The sequence below is a fragment of the Methylobacterium sp. Leaf465 genome (genome assembly GCF_001424705.1).
Taxonomy (GTDB): domain Bacteria; phylum Pseudomonadota; class Alphaproteobacteria; order Rhizobiales; family Beijerinckiaceae; genus Methylobacterium.
The window spans coordinates 24596-45480 of the sequence record NZ_LMRA01000004.1; the positions used below are offsets into that span (position 1 = coordinate 24596).

Sequence of the window (20885 nt, forward strand, 5' to 3'; positions counted from 1 at the left end):
ATGCCGTCGACGAACGACCTGTTCCAGAGCTTCGCCCGTGGCTACGAGGCGCGTCGCGATACGGAGATGAGCCTCTCCGAGTATCTCGAAGCCTGCCGCGACGAACCGTTGATGTACGCCTCCGCCGCGGAGCGCATCCTCGAGGCGATCGGCAAGCCCGAATTCGTAGACACCGCGAAGGATCCGCGCCTCGGGCGCGTGTTCATGAACCGCACGATCCGGGTCTATCCCGCCTTTGCCGAGTTCTACGGCATGGAGGAGACGATCGAGCGGATCGTCTCGTTCTTCCGCCACGCGGCACAGGGGCTGGAGGAGCGCAAGCAGATCCTCTACCTGCTCGGCCCCGTTGGCGGCGGCAAGTCCTCCCTGGCCGAGCGCCTCAAGGCCCTGATGGAGACGCACCCCATCTACGTGCTGAAGGCCGGCAACGAGGTCTCGCCGGTCTTCGAGAGTCCGCTCGGATTGTTCGACCCCGAAACGATGGGTTCCGAGATCGAGGAGCGTTACGGCATCCCCAAGCGACGACTTACGGGCCTGATGAGCCCCTGGGCCCTCAAGCGACTGGACGAGTTCAACGGCGACGTCTCGAAGTTCAAGGTCATCAAGGTCCGCCCCTCGCGCCTGCGCCAGATCGGCATCGCCAAGACCGAGCCCGGCGACGAGAACAACCAGGACATTTCCAGCCTCGTCGGCAAGGTCGACATCCGGCGCCTGGAAACGCTCTCGCAGGCCGATCCCGACGCCTACTCCTACTCCGGCGGCCTCAACCGGGCGAACCAGGGCGTCCTCGAATTCGTCGAGATGTTCAAGGCGCCGATCAAGATGCTGCACCCCCTGCTCACCGCGACGCAGGAGGGCAACTATGTCGGCACGGAAAACATCGGTGCGATCCCGTTCACTGGCGTGATCCTGGCCCACTCGAACGAGTCCGAGTGGCAGACCTTCAAGACCAACAAGAACAACGAAGCCTTCATCGACCGCATCTACGTTATCAAGGTGCCCTACTGCCTCCGGGTGACCGAGGAGCAGCGCATCTACGAGAAGCTGGTCTCGGGCTCCGAACTGTCCGACGCCGCCTGTGCGCCGGGAACCCTGGAGATGCTGGCCCGCTTCTCGGTGCTCTCGCGCCTGCGCGAGCACGCCAATTCCAACGCCTTCTCGAAGATGCGGGTCTACGACGGCGAGTCCCTGCGCGAGGTCGATCCCCGCGCCCGCTCGATGCAGGAGTACAAGGACGCCGCCGGCGTCGACGAGGGCATGGACGGGATCTCGACCCGCTTCGCCTTCAAGGTGATGGCGGCGACCTTCAACCACGACACGACCGAGGTCTCGGCCGATCCGGTCCACCTCATGTACGTGCTGGAGCAGGCCCTGCGGCGCGAGCAGCTGCCTCCCGAAACCGAGAAGCGCTACCTGGAATTCATCAAGACGGAGCTGGCGCCGCGTTACGCGGAGTTCATCGGTCACGAGATCCAGAAGGCCTACCTCGAATCCTACCACGACTACGGTCAGAACCTATTCGATCGCTACATCGACTACGCCGATGCGTGGATCGAGGACCAGGACTTCAAGGATTCCGAGACCGGACAGCTCCTCAACCGCGAACTTCTGAACCAGGAGCTCACCAAGATCGAGAAGCCGGCCGGCATCGCCAATCCGAAGGATTTTCGGAACGAGGTGGTCAAGTTCGCCCTGCGCTCGCGGGCGCAGCACGGCGGCCGCAACCCCTCCTGGACGAGCTACGAGAAGCTGCGCGAGGTCATCGAGCGGCGCATGTTCAGCCAGGTCGAGGAGCTCCTGCCGGTCATCTCCTTCGGTTCGAAGAAGGACGGCGAGACGGAGAAGAAGCACGGCGAGTTCGTCGACCGGATGGTGGCCCGTGGCTACACCGAGCGGCAGGTCCGCCGTCTGGTCGAGTGGTACATGCGGGTGAAGCAGGCGGGCTAGGGCATCGACCGAGCCTTGTCCGCACGGTGACGGGGCGGCCGCCACGGGTGGTCGCCCCGCTCCGCCGATCCCACATTGGTCTCGAGGGCGAAGGCACACACATCGGATGCACATCGTCGACCGCCGTCTGAATCCCGGGGGCAAGAGCCTCGCCAATCGCCAACGCTTCCTGCGCCGCGTGAAGGACGTGGCCCAGCGGGCCGTGCGGGAATCCGCGCGGGAAAAGGACATCAAGGATCTCGGCAAGGACGGCCGCGTCTCGGTGCCGGTCGATGGGGTTCGCGAGCCGCGCTTCGCCCGCCAGTCCGGCACCGGCTTGCACGACCACATCCTGCCCGGCAACAAGACCTACGTGGAGGGCGACCGGATCGAGCGCCCTCCGTCGGGCGGCGGCGGCAAGGGCTCGGGGGAGGGCGGCGAGGGCTCGGAGAACAGCGAGGACGCCTTCCGCTTCGTCCTGACCCGCGAGGAGTTTCTCGAGCTCTTCCTCGAAGACCTCGAATTGCCCGATCTCGCCAAGCGCCGGCTCTCGGTGGTGGAGACCGAAGGGCTTCGCCGGGCCGGCTATACGATCTCGGGCTCGCCCGCCAACCTCGCCCTGACGCGCACCCTGCGCAATTCCATGTCGCGGCGCATCGCCCTCAAGCGGCCGAAACCCGACGAGATCGCCGCCCTGGAGGCCCGCATCGCCGCGATGCCGTCGAGCGATCCCGACCTGCCGGACCTGCTCCTGGCGCTCTCGGGCTTGCGCGAGCGCACCAAGCGCATCCCTTACGTGGACCCCCTCGACCTGCGCTACCGCCGGTTCGAGACCTATCCGCGCCCGGTGGCGCAGGCGGTGATGTTCTGCCTCATGGACGTCTCGGGTTCGATGACCGAGCACATGAAGGATCTGGCCAAGCGCTTCTACATCCTGCTGCACATCTTCCTCACCCGGCGCTACCGGCACGTGGAGATCGTCTTCATCCGTCACACCGACAAGGCGACGGAGGTGGACGAGGAGACGTTCTTCGGCTCGCGCGAGACCGGCGGCACCCTGGTCTCCTCGGCGCTGGTGGAGATGAAGCGCGTCATCGCCGAGCGCTACGACCCCAACGACTGGAACATCTACGCCGCGCAGGCCTCCGACGGCGACAACGTGTCGAGCGACGGCCCAACTTCGACGGAGCTGCTGCGCGCCCACATCCTGCCGGCCTGCCAGCACTTCGCCTATCTGGAGGTCGGCGACGAGAACGGCCCGCGGGCCGGCTTCGTCGAGCATCGCACCACCCTGTGGCGGACCTACGAGGGCCTGGCGAAGACGGGCGCACCCATCGCCATGCGCAAGGTCAATCACCGCCGCGACATCTACCCGGTGTTCCGCGAGTTGTTCGGGCGCAAGGACGCCCGGGCGGAAGCGGAGGCCTGAACCCGGCGAGACGGGGCATGGCCAAGCGGGACCCGGACGCTTCGAGCACGGCCCCGTCGAGCACGGACCCTTCGAGCACGGACCCTTCGAGGAAGGCGTAAATCGTATGGTCGGCAGCATCATCCGCCCCACGCCCCAGCGGATCTCCGGTAGCCAGGAGCCGCTCTTCACGGGCAACGACTGGGATTTCGACACGATCCGGCGCATCCATGACGCCTGCGAGGTCGAGGCGCGGGCGCTCGGCCTGTCGTGGTACCCGAACCAAATCGAGATCATCACCGCCGAGCAGATGCTGGACGCCTACGCGTCGATCGGCATGCCGCTGTTCTACAAGCACTGGTCCTTCGGCAAGCACTTCGCCCAGCACGAAGCCGGCTACCGGCGCGGCATGATGGGGCTCGCCTACGAGATCGTCATCAACTCGGACCCGTGCATCTCCTACATCATGGAGGAGAACACGGCGACGATGCAGACGCTGGTGATTGCGCACGCGGCCTTCGGCCATAACCATTTCTTCAAGAACAACTATCTCTTCAAGCAGTGGACCGACGCAGAAGGCATCCTCGACTATCTCGACTTCGCCAAGGGCTTCATCTCACGGTGCGAAGAGCGCCACGGCCACGCCGCCGTGGAAGCCGTGCTCGACGCCGCCCATGCGCTGATGAGCCAGGGCGTCCACCGCTATCCGCGCAAGAAGCGGCCCGACCTCGCCTCGGAGCAGCGCCGCGAGCGCGAGCGCGCCGAGCACGGCGAGCAGATCTACAACGACCTTTGGCGCACCCTGCCGCAGAAGGCGGCCGCCGGGCGTCCCGACATCGCGGCGGAGCGGCGCAAGGCGCTCCTCGAACTGCCGCAGGAGAACATCCTCTACTTCCTGGAGAAGGTGGCCCCCCGACTCCGGCCCTGGCAGCGGGAGATCCTGCGCATCGTCCGCCTCGTGGCGCAGTACTTCTACCCGCAGCGCCAGACCAAGGTGATGAACGAGGGCTGCGCCACCTATTGCCACTACCGGATCATGAACGCCCTGTCCGAGAAGGGCCTGATCGGCGAGGCGGCCTACCTGGAGTTCCTGCAGTCGCACACCAACGTCGTGCGCCAGCCGAACTACAACGAGCGCGGCTACAATGGCCACAACCCCTACGCCATCGGCTTCGCCATGATGCAGGACATCGCCCGCATCGTGGAGCAGCCGACGGAGGAGGATCGCGTGTGGTTCCCCGAGATCGCCGGCACCGGCGACGCCATGGCGACCCTGTGCGACATCTGGGCGAACTATCGCGACGAAAGCTTCATCGCGCAGTTCCTGTCGCCCAAGCTCATGCGCGACATGCGCCTGTTCCACGTGGTCGACGACCCCGACGAGTCGGAGCTCTACGTCGAGGCGATCCACGACGAGCGCGGCTATCGCAAGATGCGTCGCTCCTTCGCCCGGCAATACGACGTGGCGTGGCTCGACCCGGATATCGAGGTGGTGGACGTCGATCTCGAAGGCGACCGGCGCCTCATCGTGCATCACCGCGCCCTGAATCGCATCACCCTGCAGAAGGACGATGCCAAGCGGGTGCTTCAGCACCTGGCGGATCTCTGGGGCTACGACGCGGTTCTCAAGGAGATCGATCCGGCCAACGACGCGGTGCTGGCCGAGCACCATGCCAGCGCGCGGCCGATCTTCTTCTGATCCGGGCTGCGTTTCCGCGAAGCGGCGCCCGTATCGGCAAGCCGGCGCGGCGCTCGAGCGAAGCCGAAATCCGCCAGCCCCCGGGGACAGGATTTGGTATGACAGAGCGGGCGCGGCCTAACGGCTCACGCAACAGCGCGGCTCATGAGAGGATTGGCGGCGGCCCCCAGCCGCGCTAGCCTGCGGCGATGATGAACGACGACCTGCGCGAATCGCGCGCCGCCCTGATCCTACTCGCCGCCGCGGTCGGCTCCGTCCTGATCTTCGGTGCCGTCACCATCCTGATCCAGCTCTGACGCGCCGGAGGCAGCGCCTCAGTGGGTCCAGGGAGCGGTGCGATTGAATTTGAAATTGTCCGAATAGGACAGGCCCTTGCGCAGGATCGGCTTCTGCGGCTCCTCGACCCGGTAGGACAGGCCCGCCCGCGTCGCGTAGGCCACGGCGTCCTCGCGCGTCTCGAACTCGAGATGGACCTGCTGCAGCATGTCGGACGAGCCGGTCCACCCCATCAGCGGGTCGGTCTCGCGCGGCGCGGTCTGGTCGAATTCCAGCACCCAGGCCTTCGCCCGCGCCGTCCCGGACTGCGTCGGATCCTTCGCGGGCTGGTAGATGCGGGCGCTCGTCATCGGGTCGTCCAACTCCAGGGAGCCTCGGCGGGAAATGATGGTCGGGGCGATAGGATTCGAACCTACGACCCTCTGGTCCCAAACCAGATGCGCTACCAGACTGCGCTACACCCCGACACGCTTGCGCGTAGACGGGACGTACGGTTTCGAGGGGCAAATGGCAACCGGGCGAGGCGGGGATCAGGGCAACGAATACCGCCCGACGCCCTGATCGGGCCCCCCAGGGACCGGGAAGAGTCCCGCACCGCGTGCGGGGGACCTGCCCGTCCGCCCTCGCCGGCTCCCCCCCATTGCTGGACAGCGACGGTCGCGCGCTTCCACATCGCCCATGCGAACCGAATCGACGGAGCCGGGCATGAGCGACGCGAGATACCGCGCCCTGGAGGCGCGCATCGATGCCTTGGAGGGCGAGGTGAAACGCGCGCGGAACGAGATCCAATGGGCGATCGCCCTGATGTTCGTCGTCCCGGTCGGGTTGCTGATCATCCTGCGCGTCTGGTCCTGAGAGGCCTCATCGGCAGGACCGCCGACGAGACGTCGGGAACACAGTTCGCATTCGACGCCGATCGTTAACGTGGCGGTCATGATGACGGCAACCGACGCGATCCTCGCAGTGGAACCATGGTAATGAAGGTCGAACGAGGGTCGATCGATGGTCTTGATTCTACTGGCCGCCATGGGCGGAGGCATGTTCTCGACGGCGCTGCTGCTGCCGTACGGCATCCTGACCGCTTTGTTGGGTGCGCCGCTGACCGCGAGCCTCTGCGCCGCCGCCGCCGGTGCCGTGATCCTGCTGCGCCGGGGCGACGATGGGAGCACGGATGTGGCCTTCGACGAAGCCATGGACGACCGGACGGACGCCATGGTCAAGATGCTGCGCGACATCGCCGCCAAGGGTCGCGAGACCGGCGCGGATGCCGAGCAGCCGGCGCGCAACGCCAAGGCCGCCTGAGGCAAGCCGCACCCGGGGCGCAGCCCTCGCCCCTGGGGAAGCGTCGAACGACGATCCGCGTCACTCCCAGCAACGACGGTCGCGCTGACCACGCGCTCCCCCAAAAGCGGGACGGAATCCGGAGCACACGGCCCGTCCGGATCGCGCCACTTACGGAAATCGAGCGGTCCGTCACGTTGCGCAGAACGGCGTACGCCCCGCGGGCGAAGGTGTGCCTGCGAGCCCTGGCGTCTCTCGTGGACGGGGTCGATCTACACCCGCACGTCGACGATGCGGCGTTGGCGGCCCACCACGTCCCCCTCGGCATCCCGTGCCCGATCCACCTCGACGGAAACGGTGCGCGGCTCGGCCTCGTGGCGTCGCGCCGCATCGTTCCGGGCGCCATGCAGGATCTCGGTGGCGCGGATGATCCCGACCTGCATGAGGGGAACGGTGATCGTCATGGGCGTCGATCCTCCGAAAACGTGCGAGGGGGGCCGCGGCTCAGGCGAGGATGTCGAGGACCCGGCGCTCGGAATCGAGCGTGGATTTCAGGATGGCGGTGTTCATCCCGATATTGGCCTTCTCCTGCATGAGCTGGACGGCGGTGGTCGAGAGATCGACCTGGGTCGCGCTCGGCAGGCTGGTGCCGAGCGTCGCGATCCCCTCGGCGGCCGTGGCGTAGCGCTGAGTCGCCGCCAGAAGCCCGCCGCTGCTCGCCGAAATTGCGCTGACCATGCCGTCGCTCCCTCATTTCCCGCGAGGCAACCACGGTCCCCTGAATTCCCCGTTGTGAAACTACGGCGCATTTGAACGACCGACCGCGGCCCTCCTCCGTCCCGGCTTGACCCCCGTTCCTCCGAGGCCCACCTCGGGCCCGACGCGACCGGACCGAGCCCCGGCGCGCAGCACGGAGACCGCGATGATCGATCTGTACTATTGGCCGACCCCGAACGGCCACAAGGTCACGATGTTTCTCGAAGAGGCGGGGCTCGACTACATCCTCAAGCCGGTGAACATCGGCAAGGGTGACCAGTTCAAGCCGGATTTCCTGGCCATCGCCCCGAACAACCGCATGCCGGCGATCGTCGATCACGCCCCGGCCGGCGCCGACGCCCCCGTCTCGCTGTTCGAATCCGGCGCGATCCTGCTCTACCTCGCCGAGAAGACCGGGCGCTTCATCGCCGGGGACGTGCCCGGCCGCGCCGAGGTGCTGCAATGGCTGTTCTGGCAGATGGGCGGCCTTGGGCCCATGCTCGGCCAGAACCACCATTTCACCCAGTATGCGCCCGAGAAGGTGCCCTACGCCATCGACCGCTACGTCAAGGAGACCAACCGCCTCTACGGCGTCCTCGACCGGCGGCTCGCCGACCGCCCCTTCGTCGCCGGCGCGGACTACTCGATCGCCGACATGGCCTGCTATCCCTGGATCGTGCCCTACGAGAAGCAGGGCCAGCGCCTGGAAGATTTCCCGAACCTCCAGCGCTGGTTCCGGGCGATCGCCGAGCGCCCGGGGACGAAGGCCGCCTATGCCCGCGCTCCGGAGATCAACCCGGATTTCGGGAAGACCCTGAGCGAGGAGGCCAAGAAGGTGATGTTCGGCCAGACCGCCGCGACGCGCGGCTGATCCGGACCGGGCAGCGCCCTGGCGCGGTCCGATCCGCTCTCCCGGCGGGATCGAGCGGATCGGGCCTGCCCGGGTCCTCAGCGCCCCAGGGTGTCGAGCGGCACCGGGGCGGCGTGCGGGCGGGTCGCCAGCATGCCGTCGATCAGCGCCAGCACTTCGGCCCGGCCGCAATTGGCGGCCGGCTCGAAGGGCGTCCAGGTCTGGGTGAAGTCGAGCTGGGCGAAGACGTCGCGGTAGCGCCGCAATTCGTTCGTGGTCAGGGGCACCCCGCGCACGAAGGCCTTGTGGGCCGAGATGGTCAGCGCCCGCCGGAAGTCCTGCGGGTCGAGCTCGAACTTCAGGGCGTCGCCGCAGAACAGGATCTTTCGCCCGCGATCGAACAGCACCGCGTGGCCGTCGAAGTGGCCGGCCGTGCGATGGAGTTCGAGGCCGGGGAGGGGCTCGAGGAAATCGTCGTAGGGCCAGGACACCTGCAGCGCCGCGCTCCAGACGAAGTCCGCCGCGGCTAAGCACAGCTCCGGATCGAAGCGGTCCTGAAGCTGGACCAGCGCGCCGTAGGCATGCGGGTGCGAGGAGGACAGCACCTGCATCCCTCCGAGGCGCGCGATGTGCTGGAGAGCGGCCTCGCTGAAGACCGGGCAGGCCTCGAATCCCATGTTTCCGGCCGGAGTCTGGACGAGATAGGCGCTGGGCCCGATGCCCGAGACGGGATCGTTCCAGAACCGCCACACGCCGGGCTCCAATTCCTCCCAATGGCAGGGAAACCGGTCCTGCGCTTCCCGCTCGGTCCAGAACTGCCAACCCTTCTGTGGCACCACGTGGCGGGCGTCGAGGCACATCGGGCAGGCCGGCGGGCGCTCGAAATGGCGCTGCCAGAACCCGCAATTGTCACAGGTGTAGGCGGGAAGGTCGAGGGCGCCGGCGAAGGGCAGGTATCCGGGAGACACGAAGCGTTGCTCTCGTTGGCGGCGTCGGCCGCGGGTAGCCTCGGGCTGAGGCGTGCGCATATAGGCGCGAGGCGGAGACCGGCCATACGGCACCGCACCTGAACGCCACCGGAGGATCATGCCCGTCCCGAGCCTCGCCTTCGACCTGACCCGTCTCATCACCCGCCTGCGGCATCCGAGCCCGAGCGGTATCGACCGGGTCGACCTCGCCTATGCCCGGCACGTCCTGGCCCAGGCCGGAGACCGCTTCGGCCTGGTGTCGACGGCGTTCGGCCCGCGGGTGCTGGCCCGGGCGGAGGCGCTCGGCATCATCGAGGCCGTGGCGGCGGCCTGGGTCGAGGACCGCGACGCGACGCAGGATCCGGTCTACCGCCGGCTGGCGTCGACCCTCGGGTCGACGAGCGACGACAGGGGTACGGCGGCCGGGGCTCCGGAGCGCGGCGGCATCGGGGACCGACGGCGGATCCAGGCCCGGACGGCGGCCACGACCCTTCGCGCGCGTGGCCCCGAGATCCTGCCGGCCGGGACCGTCTACCTGCACAGCTCGCACCTGCGCCTCGACAAGCCCGGCCGATTCGACTGGCTCTACGACCGGCGCGACGTCCGGCCCATCTTCTTCGTCCACGACCTCATCCCCATCGACTATCCGGAATACGGGCGGCCCGGGGAGGCGGAGCGGCACCGGGTCCGGATGGAGACCGTCGCCCGCCACGCCGCGCACGTGCTGGTCAATTCCCGCGACGTCGGCGAGCGCTTCGCCGGATACTGCGCGGCGCTGGGGCGGCCGACGCCGCCCGTGACGGCGGCACTCCTCGGGGTCGAGCCGGTGTTCCGGCCGGTGGGGGAGGGACCGTCCTTCACGCCCGCGCGGCCGACCTTCGTCGCCTGCGGCACCATCGAGCCGCGCAAGAACCACCTGGCGCTGCTGCATCTCTGGCGCGACCTCGCCGAGCGGCACGGGCCCGAAACGCCCCGCCTCGTCCTGGTCGGCCGACGGGGCTGGGAGGCGGAGAACATCATCGACATGCTGGAGCGGTGCCCCGCCATCCGCACGCACGTGACCGAAGTCAGCGGCCTGTCGAGCCACGGCCTCGCGGCGCTGCTGCGCTCGGCCACCGCCCTGCTGATGCCCTCGTTCGCGGAAGGGTACGGCCTGCCCGTGGTCGAGGCCGCGGCCTCGGGCCTGCCGGTCGTCGCCTCGGACCTCGCCGTCCACAGGGAGATCGGTGCCGGATTCGCGCGGTTCCTCGATCCGCTCGACGGACCCGGCTGGCGCCAGGTGGTGGAAGACCTCTCGGTGCCGGGCTCCACGCTTCGCGAAGCGCTCGCATGCCGGACGGCCGACACCGACCTGCCGAGCTGGACCGCGCATTTCGAGACCGTCGAGGCGGTTCTGGCACGCACCATTTGCCGTCCTGACGACTGACGCCTAAGAACATCCGTCAGTGACCGACCGTGCACGGGACGGTGCGAGAGAGGACAAACGGATGAAGGTTGTCGACCTGGACCGGGATGCGATCAAGGCCGGCCTCGCCGACCAGTCCATGCTGGTGATCGATGTGCGCGAGCCGCATGAATTCGAACAAGGACACATCCCCGGCGCAGTTACCTATCCGCTCTCGACCTTCGACCCGGGGACCCTCGCGGCGCTGATTGCCGAGGACGCCCGGACACCGGTCTTCTCGTGCATGTCGGGCGTACGCTCGGTTCACGCGCTGGCAGCCGCCCAGAACGCCGGCTTGCCGATCGAGGCGCATTACCGGGGTGGATTCAAGGATTGGGCAGGCTCCGGCGAACCGGTCGAGGTCTGAGGCATGCGCGGAGCATGTGTGGCAGCGCACGACATAGGTCGCGGCGGACCTCTAGCTGGCGCATCGTAGGGAATAACCATATGCGCATGCGCTCGATCTTCAGTTTTCTTCCGATCGTCGGACTGGTCGCTTCGGCGCTCGTCGCGCCGGTCCTCGTATCCCCCGCCCAGGCCCAGGCCCCGGGCGGACCGCCGCCGAAGGTCACCACGGCCAAGCCGGTGGTCCGCGAGATCGTCGAGACCGACACCTATACGGGCCGCTTCGACCCCGTCGACATCGTCGACGTCCGGGCCCGCGTCACCGGCTACCTCGAGAAGCTGAACTTCACCGACGGCGCCACGGTGAAGAAGGGCGACCTGCTCTTCGTCATCGACCGGCGACCCTACAAGGCGGCCCTCGACCAGGCCCAGGCGGCGCTGGTCTCGGCCAAGGCCCGGCTGAACTTCTCGCAGACCGACCTCGACCGGGCCCAGACGCTGAGCAAGTCCGGCAACATCTCCGAGCAGGTCACCGACCAGCGCCGGCAGGCCTCCCAGACCGCGCAGGCCGATGTCGACAGCGCTGACGCGCAGCTGCGCCAGGCGCAGCTGAACTACGACTTCACCGAGGTGAAGGCCCCGATCTCGGGCCGCATCAGCCGGCGCCTGGTCACCGAGGGCAACATCGTCATCACCGACCAGACCCTGTTGACGACGATCGTCTCCCTCGACCCGATCTATTTCGGCTTCACCGTCGATGAGCGCTCGTTCCTGAAGTACCAGGGCAGCCTCGGAATCGGCATGGGCGAGACCCAGAAGGGCAAGGGCGTCCCGATCCTGATCGCGCTTACCGGCGAGGCGAAGCCGACCCGCAAGGGTACCCTCGACTTCGTGGACAACCGGGTCGACAACGCCACCGGCACGGTGCTGCTGCGCGCCACGGTGGAGAACCCCGACGGGTTCATCAAGCCCGGCCTGTTCGGCGTCGTCTCGCTGCCCGCCACCAAGCCCTATCAGGGCATTCTGCTGCCCGACGAGGCGGTCTCGGCCAACCAGGACAAGCGCATCGTCTACATCGTCGCCGACGACGGCACGGTGTCCCTGCGCGAAGTCAAGCTCGGTCCCAAGGTCGACGGCTACCGGGTGATCCGCGAGGGGCTGAAGGGCGACGAGAACGTCGTCGTCAACGGCGTCACGCGCGTCCGTCCGGGCGCCAAGGTGGCGGCCGAATCCTCTACCCTGCCGCCCAGCAAGACCTGACGCCCACTATGACCTGACGGGTGAGCCCCGAGGCAGGCGCAGCCCCTACGAGGATCATCCCCGACCGGTCACGGCCGGGGAGCGGCCACCAGACCGCGGACGAAGAAACGGTGCCGACTCGAACCCGCGCGTGCGGGCCGCATGCGGCGAGAGGTTCAAGCGATGCGTTTTGCCCACTTCTTCGTCGATCGGCCGATCTTCGCGTCGGTCACGTCGATCGTCTTCCTGATCCTCGGCTACGTCGCCTACCTGTCGCTGCCGGTGGCGCAGTACCCCGAGATCGTGCCGCCGACCGTGACCGTGCGTGCGAGCTTCCCCGGCGCCAACGCCGAGACGGTGGCGGCGACGATCGCGACCCCGATCGAGCAGGAGGTCAACGGCGTCGACAACATGCTCTACATGACGTCGTTGTCGACCAACGACGGCAACATGCTGCTGACGGTCACCTTCAAGGTCGGCACCAACCTCGATATCGCGAACGTTCTCGTCCAGAACCGCCTCTCGGTCGCCCAGCCGCGCCTGCCGCCGGACGTGCGCAACCTCGGCGTCACCGTCCGCAAGGCCTCGCCGGACCTGATGCTGGTGGTGCACCTGCTGTCGCCGAAGAAGACCTACGACCAGAACTACCTCGCCAACTACATCTACCTGAACATCCGCGACGAGCTCCTGCGCCTCGACGGCGTTGGCGACATCACCATCTTCGGCGGCAACGAGTACGCCGAGCGCGTCTGGCTCGATCCGAACAAGCTCGCGGCCTACGGCCTGACCACCTCCGACGTCATCACGGCCCTGTCCGAGCAGAACGTGCAGGTGGCCGCCGGCGCCCTGAACTCGCCGCCGGCCGCGACGGGCCAGGCCTTCCAGCTCATCGTGCAGTCGCAGGGGCGCTTCCAGAGCCCCGAGGAATTCGCCGACGTCATCGTCAAGGCCTCCGACGGCCGCCTCGTCCGGGTGAAGGACATCGCCCGCGTCGAGATGGGCCAGAAGGACTACACCACCAACTCGTTCCTGAACGACACGCCCGCCATCGGCATCGGCGCCTTCCAGCGCCCGGGCACCAACGCCCTCGACGCCGCCGCGTCGGTGCGCAAGGTGATGGACAACCTCAAGAAGAACTTCCCGCCGGACATCGAGTACCGCATCGCCTACAACCCGACGGAGTTCATCGAGGAGTCGATCCACGAGGTCTACAAGACGCTCTTCGAAGCCGTCGGCCTCGTCGTCATCGTGGTGCTGGTCTTCCTCCAGAGCTGGCGCACCGCGCTCATCCCGGTGATCGCGATCCCGGTCTCGCTGGTCGGCACCTTCGCGGCCATGTCGGCCTTCGGGTTCTCCCTGAACAACCTCACCCTGTTCGGGCTCGTGCTCGCCATCGGCATCGTGGTCGACGACGCCATCGTGGTGGTGGAGAACGTCGAGCGCAACATGGCCGAGGGCCTGTCGCCGGGCGACGCCGCGCACAAGACCATGGATGAGGTCGGCGGCGCCGTCATCGCCATCGCCCTGGTGCTCTCGGCGGTGTTCATTCCGACCGCCTTCATTCCCGGCATCACCGGCCAGTTCTACAAGCAGTTCGCGCTGACCATCGCGGCCTCGACCATCATCTCGATGTTCAACTCGCTGACGCTGTCGCCGGCGCTCTGCAAGCTGCTCCTGAAGCCCCACCACGCGCACGCCAAGCCGAAGTTCTTTCTCTTCCGCTTCGTCGCCTGGCTGGCGGACATGTTCAACAAGGGCTTCGACTGGCTCTCGAACACCTATGGGCGGATCATCTACGGCCTGACGAACTACGCGGTCGGGCTGATCGCGATGCTGCTCGTCTACGCGGCCGTCATCGCCGCGACCCTCCACCTGGTCCAGACGACCCCCACCGGCTTCATCCCGGACCAGGACCAGGGCTACCTCATCGGCGTGGTGCAGCTGCCCTCGGGCGCCTCCCTCGACCGCACCACCGAGGTGGTGAACCGGGCAGCGGCGGCGGCCCGCAAGATCGAGGGCGTGACCAACACCGTCATCATCGCGGGCTTCGACGGCGCGACCTTCACCAACACCACCAATTCGGGCGTGATGTTCATCACCCTGGCGGGCGCCAAGGAGCGGGCGGGCCAGGGGCGGAGCGCGGCGGTGATCACCAACGAGGTGATCAAAGCGACCGCCGACATCCAGGAAGCCCGCGTCATCGTCATCCCACCGCCGCCGGTGCGCGGCCTCGGCCAGGGCGGCGGCTTCAAGATGCAGATCGAGAGCCGGCAGAGCTCCGCCATCGGCCCGCTCCTCGGCGCGGTCGGCGAGGTGCTGGGCAAGGCGAACCAGAGCAACGACGTGCAGCGGGTGTTCACCACCTTCGGCAACGACACGCCGCAGCTCTATCTGGACATCGACCGCACGGTGGCGCGCATGCTCAACGTGCCGCTCGGCAACGTGTTCTCGACGGTGCAGACGGCGCTCGGTGGCGCCTACGTCAACGACTTCAACACCCTGGGCCGCATCTATCAGGTCCGCGTGCAGGGCGACGCCCCGTTCCGCGTCTCGAAGCAGGACATCGAGCAGTTGAAGGTCCGCTCCTCCACCGGCGCCCTGGTGCCGATGGGGACGCTGGCCACGATCCGCGAGATCACCGGCCCGCAGATCGTCCAGCGCTTCAACCTCTACTACTCGGTGCCGGTCCAGGGCACGGCCAAGCCCGGCATCTCCACCGGCCAGGCCCTCGACGCCATGGAGGCCATTGCCAAGGACAACCTGCCGGACGGATACGCCTACGACTGGACCGAGATCGCCTACCAGCAGAAGGCCGCGGGCAACACGGCGATCTACGTGTTCGCGCTGGGCGTGCTCCTCGTCTTCCTCGTGCTCGCCGCGCAGTACGAATCCTGGGCCTTGCCGCTGGCGATCCTGCTCGTGGTGCCCACCGGCGTGCTCGCGGCCCTGTTCGGGGTGCAGCTGCGGGGCCAGGACAACAACATCCTGACTCAGATCGGCCTGATCGTGCTGATCGGTCTGGCGGCCAAGAACGCCATCCTGATCGTGGAGTTCGCGCACCAGTTGGAGGAGACCGAGCGGAAGGGCCCCGTGGCCGCCGCCGTCGAGGCCTGCCGCTTGCGCCTGCGCCCGATCCTGATGACGGCCTTCGCCTTCATCCTCGGCACGGTGCCGCTGGTGATCGCCACCGGCCCCGGTGCCGAGATGCGCCAGGCGCTCGGCACCGCCGTCTGCTTCGGCATGATCGGCGCCACGGTGTTCGGCCTCTTCCTGACCCCGGTCTTCTACGTGGTGATCCGGAACTTCCTGATCTGGCTCGCCAAGAAGCGCGGCAAGGACCCGCACAACACCACGCCGGACAAGCACGATCCGCACCCGGCGCCCTCCCACGCCTGAGACCGACCCGAGCCCGGATGCGAACCTCGCATCCGGGCTTCGTGTTTTGGGGTTGCGCCCCGCAAACCGGAAAGCTAAAGACCCCTCACCCCGCGAGGGGCGTCGGAGCGTAGCGCAGCCCGGTTAGCGCACTAGTCTGGGGGACTAGGGGTCGGAGGTTCGAATCCTCTCGCTCCGACCATTTGAGCTCATTGCCCCCACAATGAGATGTCCAGCATCCTGACCATCGATGACCGGCCGCGGGAGCGCCCGGATACCGGCCTCGGCGCGGTGATCGCGCGACGTGCCCTGCGCTCTCCCGGTCTCGGCAGCCCCCCCGCAAACACGAAATCGTCAGCCGCCCCGCGCCTCGCGAGAGGACGGCCGCCGCCGCTCGTCGCGAGGCGCGACCGGCGGATTGACTCGTGCGCAAGCTTGGCCCTCTCACTCCTCCCGGCGCGCCGCCCGCGGGCGTCACCGCCCGTCCCTGGCCGTCCCCGGCCCCGGGGAGAACGACGGGCCGGTCGTCGGTGAGTAGGTGGGACTCCAATCGGAAATTTGCCACGAATGGCGTCACACAAACACGACGCGACTTGGCTAAGACAGTCGCAGCGGTCGCCCTCGACCTGTCCGACCTTCGGATGGGGAGGCCGTTGCTTTGGTGAGACACGTATTCCCCGCCACACCTGACCCCGATCTCCAGTATCCGGATCGCCCGATCAGGTCGTCCGAGCCACGCACACGCCTCCGACCTGACCACCAGCCACCAACCTGAAAGCACTTCTGCGGCACATGACTGGGACAAAGCGCACGATCGCGACCCTTCTCGCGCCCCTCGGGTTGCTGATCTGCGTGGTGGTGGCCGTTACCCTCTGGCCGGCCCCTGTCATGAGCGTCTTTACGGGGCTGAGCACGGCGATTCGCGAGCGCTTCGGAACGAGTGAGGCCGAGACCGCCGCGGGCGGCGAGCCCCGCGAGGGCGGGCCGGCCCGGCTCTTCCGGCCGAGCCCGGCCCAGCGCGCCGCCCTGAACATCGTCCCCATCGCGACGGTCGGCTTCCGGCCGGAAGGGACGGCCGAGGGCCGCATCGCCCTGAACGAAGACGACAACGTGCCGGTAACCTCGCCCTATGCCGGCCGGGTGACCAAGGTGCTGGTCCGCGCCGGCGATGCGGTGAAGGCCGGCGACGTGCTCCTCACCCTCGAGGCCACGGACATGGTCCAGGCCCAGAACGACTACCAGGCCGCTCTCAACACCCTCGCCAAGGCGACCGCGCTGCTGAAGCTCGACCAGACCATCGCGGCGCGCCAGCAGGAGCTGTTCCAGGCCAAGGCGGTGGCGCTGAAGGATTATCAGTCGGCCCAGAACGACGTCATCGGGGCGCAGAGCGACCTGAAGACCGCCGAGGCCGGGCTCGAAGCGGTGAAGAACCGCCTGCGCCTCCTCGGAAAGACCGACGCGGAAATCGCGGCCTTCGAGAAGAAGGGCACCCTCAGCCCTGAGACCCAGATCCGGGCGCCCATCGCCGGGACCATCGTCCAGCGCAAGGTCGGCCTCGGCCAGTACCTCTCCACCGCCAGCGACCCGGTCTTCGTCATCGGCGACCTCTCCACCGTCTGGCTGGTGGCCAATGTGCGCGAGAGCGAGATCCCGCGCATCCGGATCGGCCAGGAGGTGGAGGCGACGGTGGCGGGCTTCGGCGACCGCGTCTTCAAGGCGCGGGTCGACTACATGTCCGCCAGCCTCGACCCGGCGACGCGGCGCCTGGCGGTTCGCAGCGAGGTGGAGAACCCGGACCAGGTCCTGAAGCCCGAGATGTTCGCCACCTTCACGATCTTCACCGGGCCGGGGCAGACGGCGCCCGCCGTGCCCGCCGCCGCCATCGTGTACGAGGGCGCGCGGGCGCATGTCTGGATCGCGCGGCCCGACGGGGCCATTGAGGCCCGCGACGTCACCCTGGGCCTGACCGCCCGCGGGATGGTGCAGGTCACCGCCGGGGTCGCGGCGGGGGAGGCGATCGTCACGCGCGGCGCCGTGTTCATGGATCGGGCGACGAGCGGTGACAAGGCCTCCTGACCCGTCGGGCCTGGGGCCCCTTCCTCGTCCTCGGGCCTCGGCCGGAAGAACTCTGCCATGAACAGCCTGATCGTCTTCGCCCTGCGCCAGCGAGTGCTGGTCTGCCTGCTGTTCCTGGTGATGCTGGCGCTCGGCTATGCCAGCTACACGCAGCTCAACATCGAGGCCTATCCCGATCCGGTGCCGCCGCTCGTCGACGTCATCACGCAGAATCCCGGGCAGTCGGCCGACGAGATCGAGCGCTACATCACGATTCCCCTGGAGGTGCAGCTCGCCGGCATTCCCAACGCCACGGTGGTGCGCACCATCTCGCTGTTCGGCCTCTCCGACGTGAAGGTGCAGTTCAGCTACGCCTTCACCTACCAGGAGGCCCTGCAGCGGGTGCTCAACCGCCTGTCGCAGCTGCCCCCCCTGCCCAACGGCGCCCAGCCGCAGATCTCGCCGACCAGTCCCGTAGGCGAGATCATGCGCTACAAGGTGACGGGCCCCCCGGGTTATTCCTCCACCGACCTGAAGACCCTGCAGGACTGGGTGCTGCAGCGCCGCTTCAAGGCGATTCCCGGCGTGGTCGACGTCACGGCCTTCGGCGGCCGGACCAAGGAATACGAGATCGCCGTCGACCTGAACCGGCTCCAGGCCCAGGGCATGACCCTGGTGCAGCTCGTCACCGCGCTCAACAATTCGAGCATCAACGTCGGCGGCCAGACCCTGAACGTGGGCGAGCAGTCGGCGGTGGTGCGCGGCATCGGCCTCATCCGCGACATGGACGACATCCGCGACACGATGCTGACCCAGGTCAACGGCGTACCGGTGCTGGTGCGCGATGTGGCCGAGGTGCGGGTCTCGCACGCGCCGCGCCTCGGCATCGTCGGCCATGACGGCGACGACGACATCGTCGAGGGCATCGTGCTGATGAGCCGGGACGGCGAGAGCCTGCCGACCCTGGGCCTGGTCAATGCCGAGATCGACAAGATCAACGCCAGCGGCATCCTTCCCCCGAACGTGCGGGTGGAGCGCATCTACGACCGCAGCGGGCTCATCCACACCACCACCCACACGGTGATGCACAACCTCGTCTTCGGGGTGACGCTGGTCTTCGTGGTGCAGTGGCTGTTCCTGGGGAGCCTGCGCAGCGCGATCATCGTGGCGGCGACGATTCCCTTCGCGCTCGGATTCGCCATCCTGATCCTGGTCCTGCGCGGCGATTCGGCGAACCTCCTCTCCCTCGGCGCCATCGATTTCGGCCTCATCGTCGACGCCACCGTCATCATGGTCGAGAACGTGTTCCGGCACCTCGCCGAATCGGAACACGGCGAGGGCCAGACGCCGCGCGGGAGCCTGACCGGGCGCCTCGGCACGATCGCCCTCGCGGGTGCCGAGGTGAACCGGGCGATCTTCTTCTCGGCCACGATCATCATCGTGGGCTTCCTGCCGCTCTTCACCCTGACGGGCGTCGAGGGACACATCTTCGGCCCGATGGCCAAGACCTACGCCTATGCGCTGCTCGGCGGCCTCATCGCCACCTTCACGGTCTCGCCCGCCCTCTCGGCCCTGATCCTCCCCAAACACGTGGAGGAGCGCGACACCCTGGTGGTGCGGCTCCTGCGCTTCGGCCACGTGCTGATCCTGCGCTTCGGCCTGCGCAACAAGGTACTGTCGCTCCTCGTGGTCGCCGCGGTGCTCGGCGTCTCGGGCATCGCCGCCCGTACGCTCGGCCTCGAATTCCTGCCCAAGCTGGAGGAGGGCAATCTCTACATCCGCGGCACCATGCCGGCCTCGATCTCCCTGGAGGCCGGCAACGCCTACGTGGAGCGCCTGCGCAAGATCATCGCCGAGGTACCGGAGGTGGTCACCGTGCTCTCGCACCAGGGCCGCCCGGACGACGGGACCGACGCCACCGGCTTCTTCAACGTGGAGATCCTCGCCCCCCTCAAGCCCTTCGACACCTGGCGCAAGGGGCTCGACAAGGAGGGGCTGGTCCGCGACCTCTCGGCCAAGCTCGACGAGGCTTTCCCGGGAATCGAGTTCAACTTCTCCCAGTACATCGAGGACAACGTCCAGGAGGCCGCCTCCGGCGTGAAGGGCGAGAACTCGGTCAAGATCTACGGCAACGACCTCAACGACCTGACCAGGACCGCGGAAGCGATCAAGGCCACCCTGGCGAAGGTGCCGGGCATTGCCGACCTCGCGGTCTTCGCCTCCCTCGGCCAGCCCACGGTGCGGATCGACATCGACCGGCGCAAGGCCGCCCGCTACGGCCTGTCGCCGGGCGACGTGAACACCACCGTCCAGGCGGCGATCGGCGGCCAGACCGCGGGCGATCTCTACGAGTACGGCTCCGACCGGCACTTCCCCATGCGGGTGCGCCTCGCGCCGCAGTACCGCCGCAGCCTGGAGACCATCCGCAACATCACCGTCGGGGCGGCCAACCCCGCCGGCGGCGTGATCCAGGTCCCGCTCTCGGAGATCGCCACCGTGGAGCTGGTCTCCGGCGCGGCCTTCATCTACCGCGAGAATCAGGAGCGCTACATTCCGGTGAAGTTCTCGGTGCGCGGGCGGGACCTCGGCGGCGCGGTACTGGAGGCGCAGGGCCGCATCGCCGAGGAGGTGACCCTGCCGCCCGGGTTCCACCTCGAATGGGTCGGCCAGTTCACCAACCTGCAGGATGCCGTGCAGCGCCTGACCGTCGTGGTCCCGGTGACGATCGCGCTGATCGCCCTGCTGCTCTACGTCAACTTCAGCTCCGTCACCGACATGGTGCTGACGCTGAGCGTGATCCCGATGGCGATGATCGGCGGCATCTTCGCGCTGTTCCTGACGATGACGCCGTTCTCGATCTCGGCGGCGATCGGCTTCATCGCCCTGTTCGGCATCTCGACCATGGAGGGCGTGATCCTGCTCTCCTACTACAACCAGCTCATCGACGAGGGCTGGGCCCGGACCGAGGCGGTGTGGCACGCCGCCAACGTGCGCATGCGCCCGGTGATGATGACCTGCGTCGCCGCCTGCGTCGGGCTGCTGCCGGCGGCGATCTCCACCGGCATCGGCTCGCAGGTGCAGAAGCCGCTCGCCCTGGTGGTGGTCGGCGGCATCCTGCTCGCACCGAACCTCATCCTCGTGGTGGTTCCGATCCTGATCGCGCTGTTCTCCCGGCGGGTCCCGGCCGCGATCCCGTCGGAGGGGGCCGCCCGGGCGGCGGCCCGCGCGGAGCACGCGTGATGGGCCGGTCACAGCCTCGCGCG

16 protein-coding genes and 2 tRNA genes are annotated in these 20885 nt (G+C 67.8%); 13 read left to right on the forward strand and 5 right to left on the reverse strand.

Features of this window, described 5'->3' with window-relative positions; translation table 11 throughout:
* The 3 genes from ASG51_RS04445 to ASG51_RS04455 all read left to right on the forward strand — a co-directional run bounded on the left by ASG51_RS04445 (position 1) and on the right by ASG51_RS04455 (position 5033).
* Positions 1-1947: a PrkA family serine protein kinase gene (locus ASG51_RS04445; RefSeq protein WP_056220971.1), complete on the forward strand. Its 1947-nt coding sequence runs from the start codon at positions 1-3 to the stop codon at positions 1945-1947.
* A gap of 106 nt (positions 1948-2053) precedes the next feature.
* Positions 2054-3355 carry a YeaH/YhbH family protein gene (locus tag ASG51_RS04450; RefSeq protein WP_056379373.1) on the forward strand — a complete coding sequence of 434 codons (1302 nt, stop codon included), beginning with the start codon at positions 2054-2056 and terminating at the stop codon, positions 3353-3355.
* A gap of 106 nt (positions 3356-3461) precedes the next feature.
* The gene (locus tag ASG51_RS04455; RefSeq protein ID WP_056379375.1) at positions 3462-5033 is read left to right on the forward strand and encodes a SpoVR family protein; all 1572 of its coding nucleotides are present in this window, start codon (positions 3462-3464) and stop codon (positions 5031-5033) included.
* Between the two features lie 314 nt (positions 5034-5347).
* Here ASG51_RS04455 and ASG51_RS04460 read toward each other — a convergent pair whose 3' ends face one another.
* Both ASG51_RS04460 and ASG51_RS04465 read right to left on the reverse strand, forming a co-directional pair.
* Positions 5348-5659, reverse strand: coding sequence for an ETC complex I subunit (locus tag ASG51_RS04460; protein ID WP_056271785.1), 312 nt, complete (start codon positions 5657-5659; stop codon positions 5348-5350).
* A 38-nt stretch (positions 5660-5697) separates the two neighbouring features.
* Positions 5698-5774, reverse strand: a tRNA-Pro gene (locus ASG51_RS04465).
* Positions 5775-6014: 240 nt separating this feature from the next.
* Between ASG51_RS04465 and ASG51_RS23860 the strand changes: the two genes are divergently transcribed.
* Positions 6015-6164 carry a hypothetical protein gene (locus ASG51_RS23860; RefSeq protein ID WP_156389567.1) on the forward strand — a complete coding sequence of 50 codons (150 nt, stop codon included), beginning with the start codon at positions 6015-6017 and terminating at the stop codon, positions 6162-6164.
* 147 nt (positions 6165-6311) lie between these two features.
* On the forward strand, positions 6312-6611 hold the full coding sequence (locus ASG51_RS04470; protein WP_156389568.1) for a hypothetical protein: 300 nt from the start codon (positions 6312-6314) through the stop codon (positions 6609-6611).
* Between the two features lie 251 nt (positions 6612-6862).
* On the opposite strand, the gene ASG51_RS04475 is transcribed toward ASG51_RS04470, so the two are convergent.
* Both ASG51_RS04475 and ASG51_RS04480 read right to left on the reverse strand, forming a co-directional pair.
* The gene (locus tag ASG51_RS04475; RefSeq protein ID WP_056379380.1) at positions 6863-7054 is read right to left on the reverse strand and encodes a hypothetical protein; all 192 of its coding nucleotides are present in this window, start codon (positions 7052-7054) and stop codon (positions 6863-6865) included.
* A 40-nt stretch (positions 7055-7094) separates the two neighbouring features.
* On the reverse strand, positions 7095-7328 hold the full coding sequence (locus ASG51_RS04480) for a hypothetical protein (protein ID WP_056271609.1): 234 nt from the start codon (positions 7326-7328) through the stop codon (positions 7095-7097).
* A 184-nt stretch (positions 7329-7512) separates the two neighbouring features.
* On the opposite strand from ASG51_RS04480, the gene ASG51_RS04485 reads away from it, so the two are divergent.
* Complete coding sequence (locus ASG51_RS04485) at positions 7513-8217, forward strand: glutathione binding-like protein (RefSeq protein WP_056379381.1); 705 nt, start codon at positions 7513-7515, stop codon at positions 8215-8217.
* 77 nt (positions 8218-8294) lie between these two features.
* On the opposite strand, the gene ASG51_RS04490 is transcribed toward ASG51_RS04485, so the two are convergent.
* Positions 8295-9164: an MBL fold metallo-hydrolase gene (locus ASG51_RS04490; protein WP_056379383.1), complete on the reverse strand. Its 870-nt coding sequence runs from the start codon at positions 9162-9164 to the stop codon at positions 8295-8297.
* Between the two features lie 118 nt (positions 9165-9282).
* Between ASG51_RS04490 and ASG51_RS04495 the strand changes: the two genes are divergently transcribed.
* The 7 genes from ASG51_RS04495 (at position 9283) to ASG51_RS04525 (ending at position 20862) form a co-directional block, all read left to right on the forward strand.
* Positions 9283-10590: a glycosyltransferase family 1 protein gene (locus ASG51_RS04495; protein WP_056379384.1), complete on the forward strand. Its 1308-nt coding sequence runs from the start codon at positions 9283-9285 to the stop codon at positions 10588-10590.
* A gap of 61 nt (positions 10591-10651) precedes the next feature.
* Positions 10652-10975: a rhodanese-like domain-containing protein gene (locus tag ASG51_RS04500; RefSeq protein WP_056379387.1), complete on the forward strand. Its 324-nt coding sequence runs from the start codon at positions 10652-10654 to the stop codon at positions 10973-10975.
* 86 nt (positions 10976-11061) lie between these two features.
* The gene (locus tag ASG51_RS04505) at positions 11062-12213 is read left to right on the forward strand and encodes an efflux RND transporter periplasmic adaptor subunit (RefSeq protein ID WP_056221282.1); all 1152 of its coding nucleotides are present in this window, start codon (positions 11062-11064) and stop codon (positions 12211-12213) included.
* Between the two features lie 162 nt (positions 12214-12375).
* Positions 12376-15588, forward strand: a complete 3213-nt coding sequence (locus ASG51_RS04510; RefSeq protein WP_056221009.1) for a multidrug efflux RND transporter permease subunit — start codon at positions 12376-12378, stop codon at positions 15586-15588.
* Between the two features lie 103 nt (positions 15589-15691).
* Positions 15692-15769: transfer RNA gene (locus tag ASG51_RS04515), tRNA-Pro, on the forward strand.
* Positions 15770-16359: 590 nt separating this feature from the next.
* Positions 16360-17643, forward strand: coding sequence for an efflux RND transporter periplasmic adaptor subunit (locus tag ASG51_RS04520; protein WP_082513875.1), 1284 nt, complete (start codon positions 16360-16362; stop codon positions 17641-17643).
* A gap of 57 nt (positions 17644-17700) precedes the next feature.
* Positions 17701-20862 (forward strand): CusA/CzcA family heavy metal efflux RND transporter, encoded by a 3162-nt coding sequence (locus tag ASG51_RS04525; RefSeq protein ID WP_056379389.1) that lies wholly within the window; start codon positions 17701-17703, stop codon positions 20860-20862.
* Positions 20863-20885 lie beyond the last annotated feature (23 nt).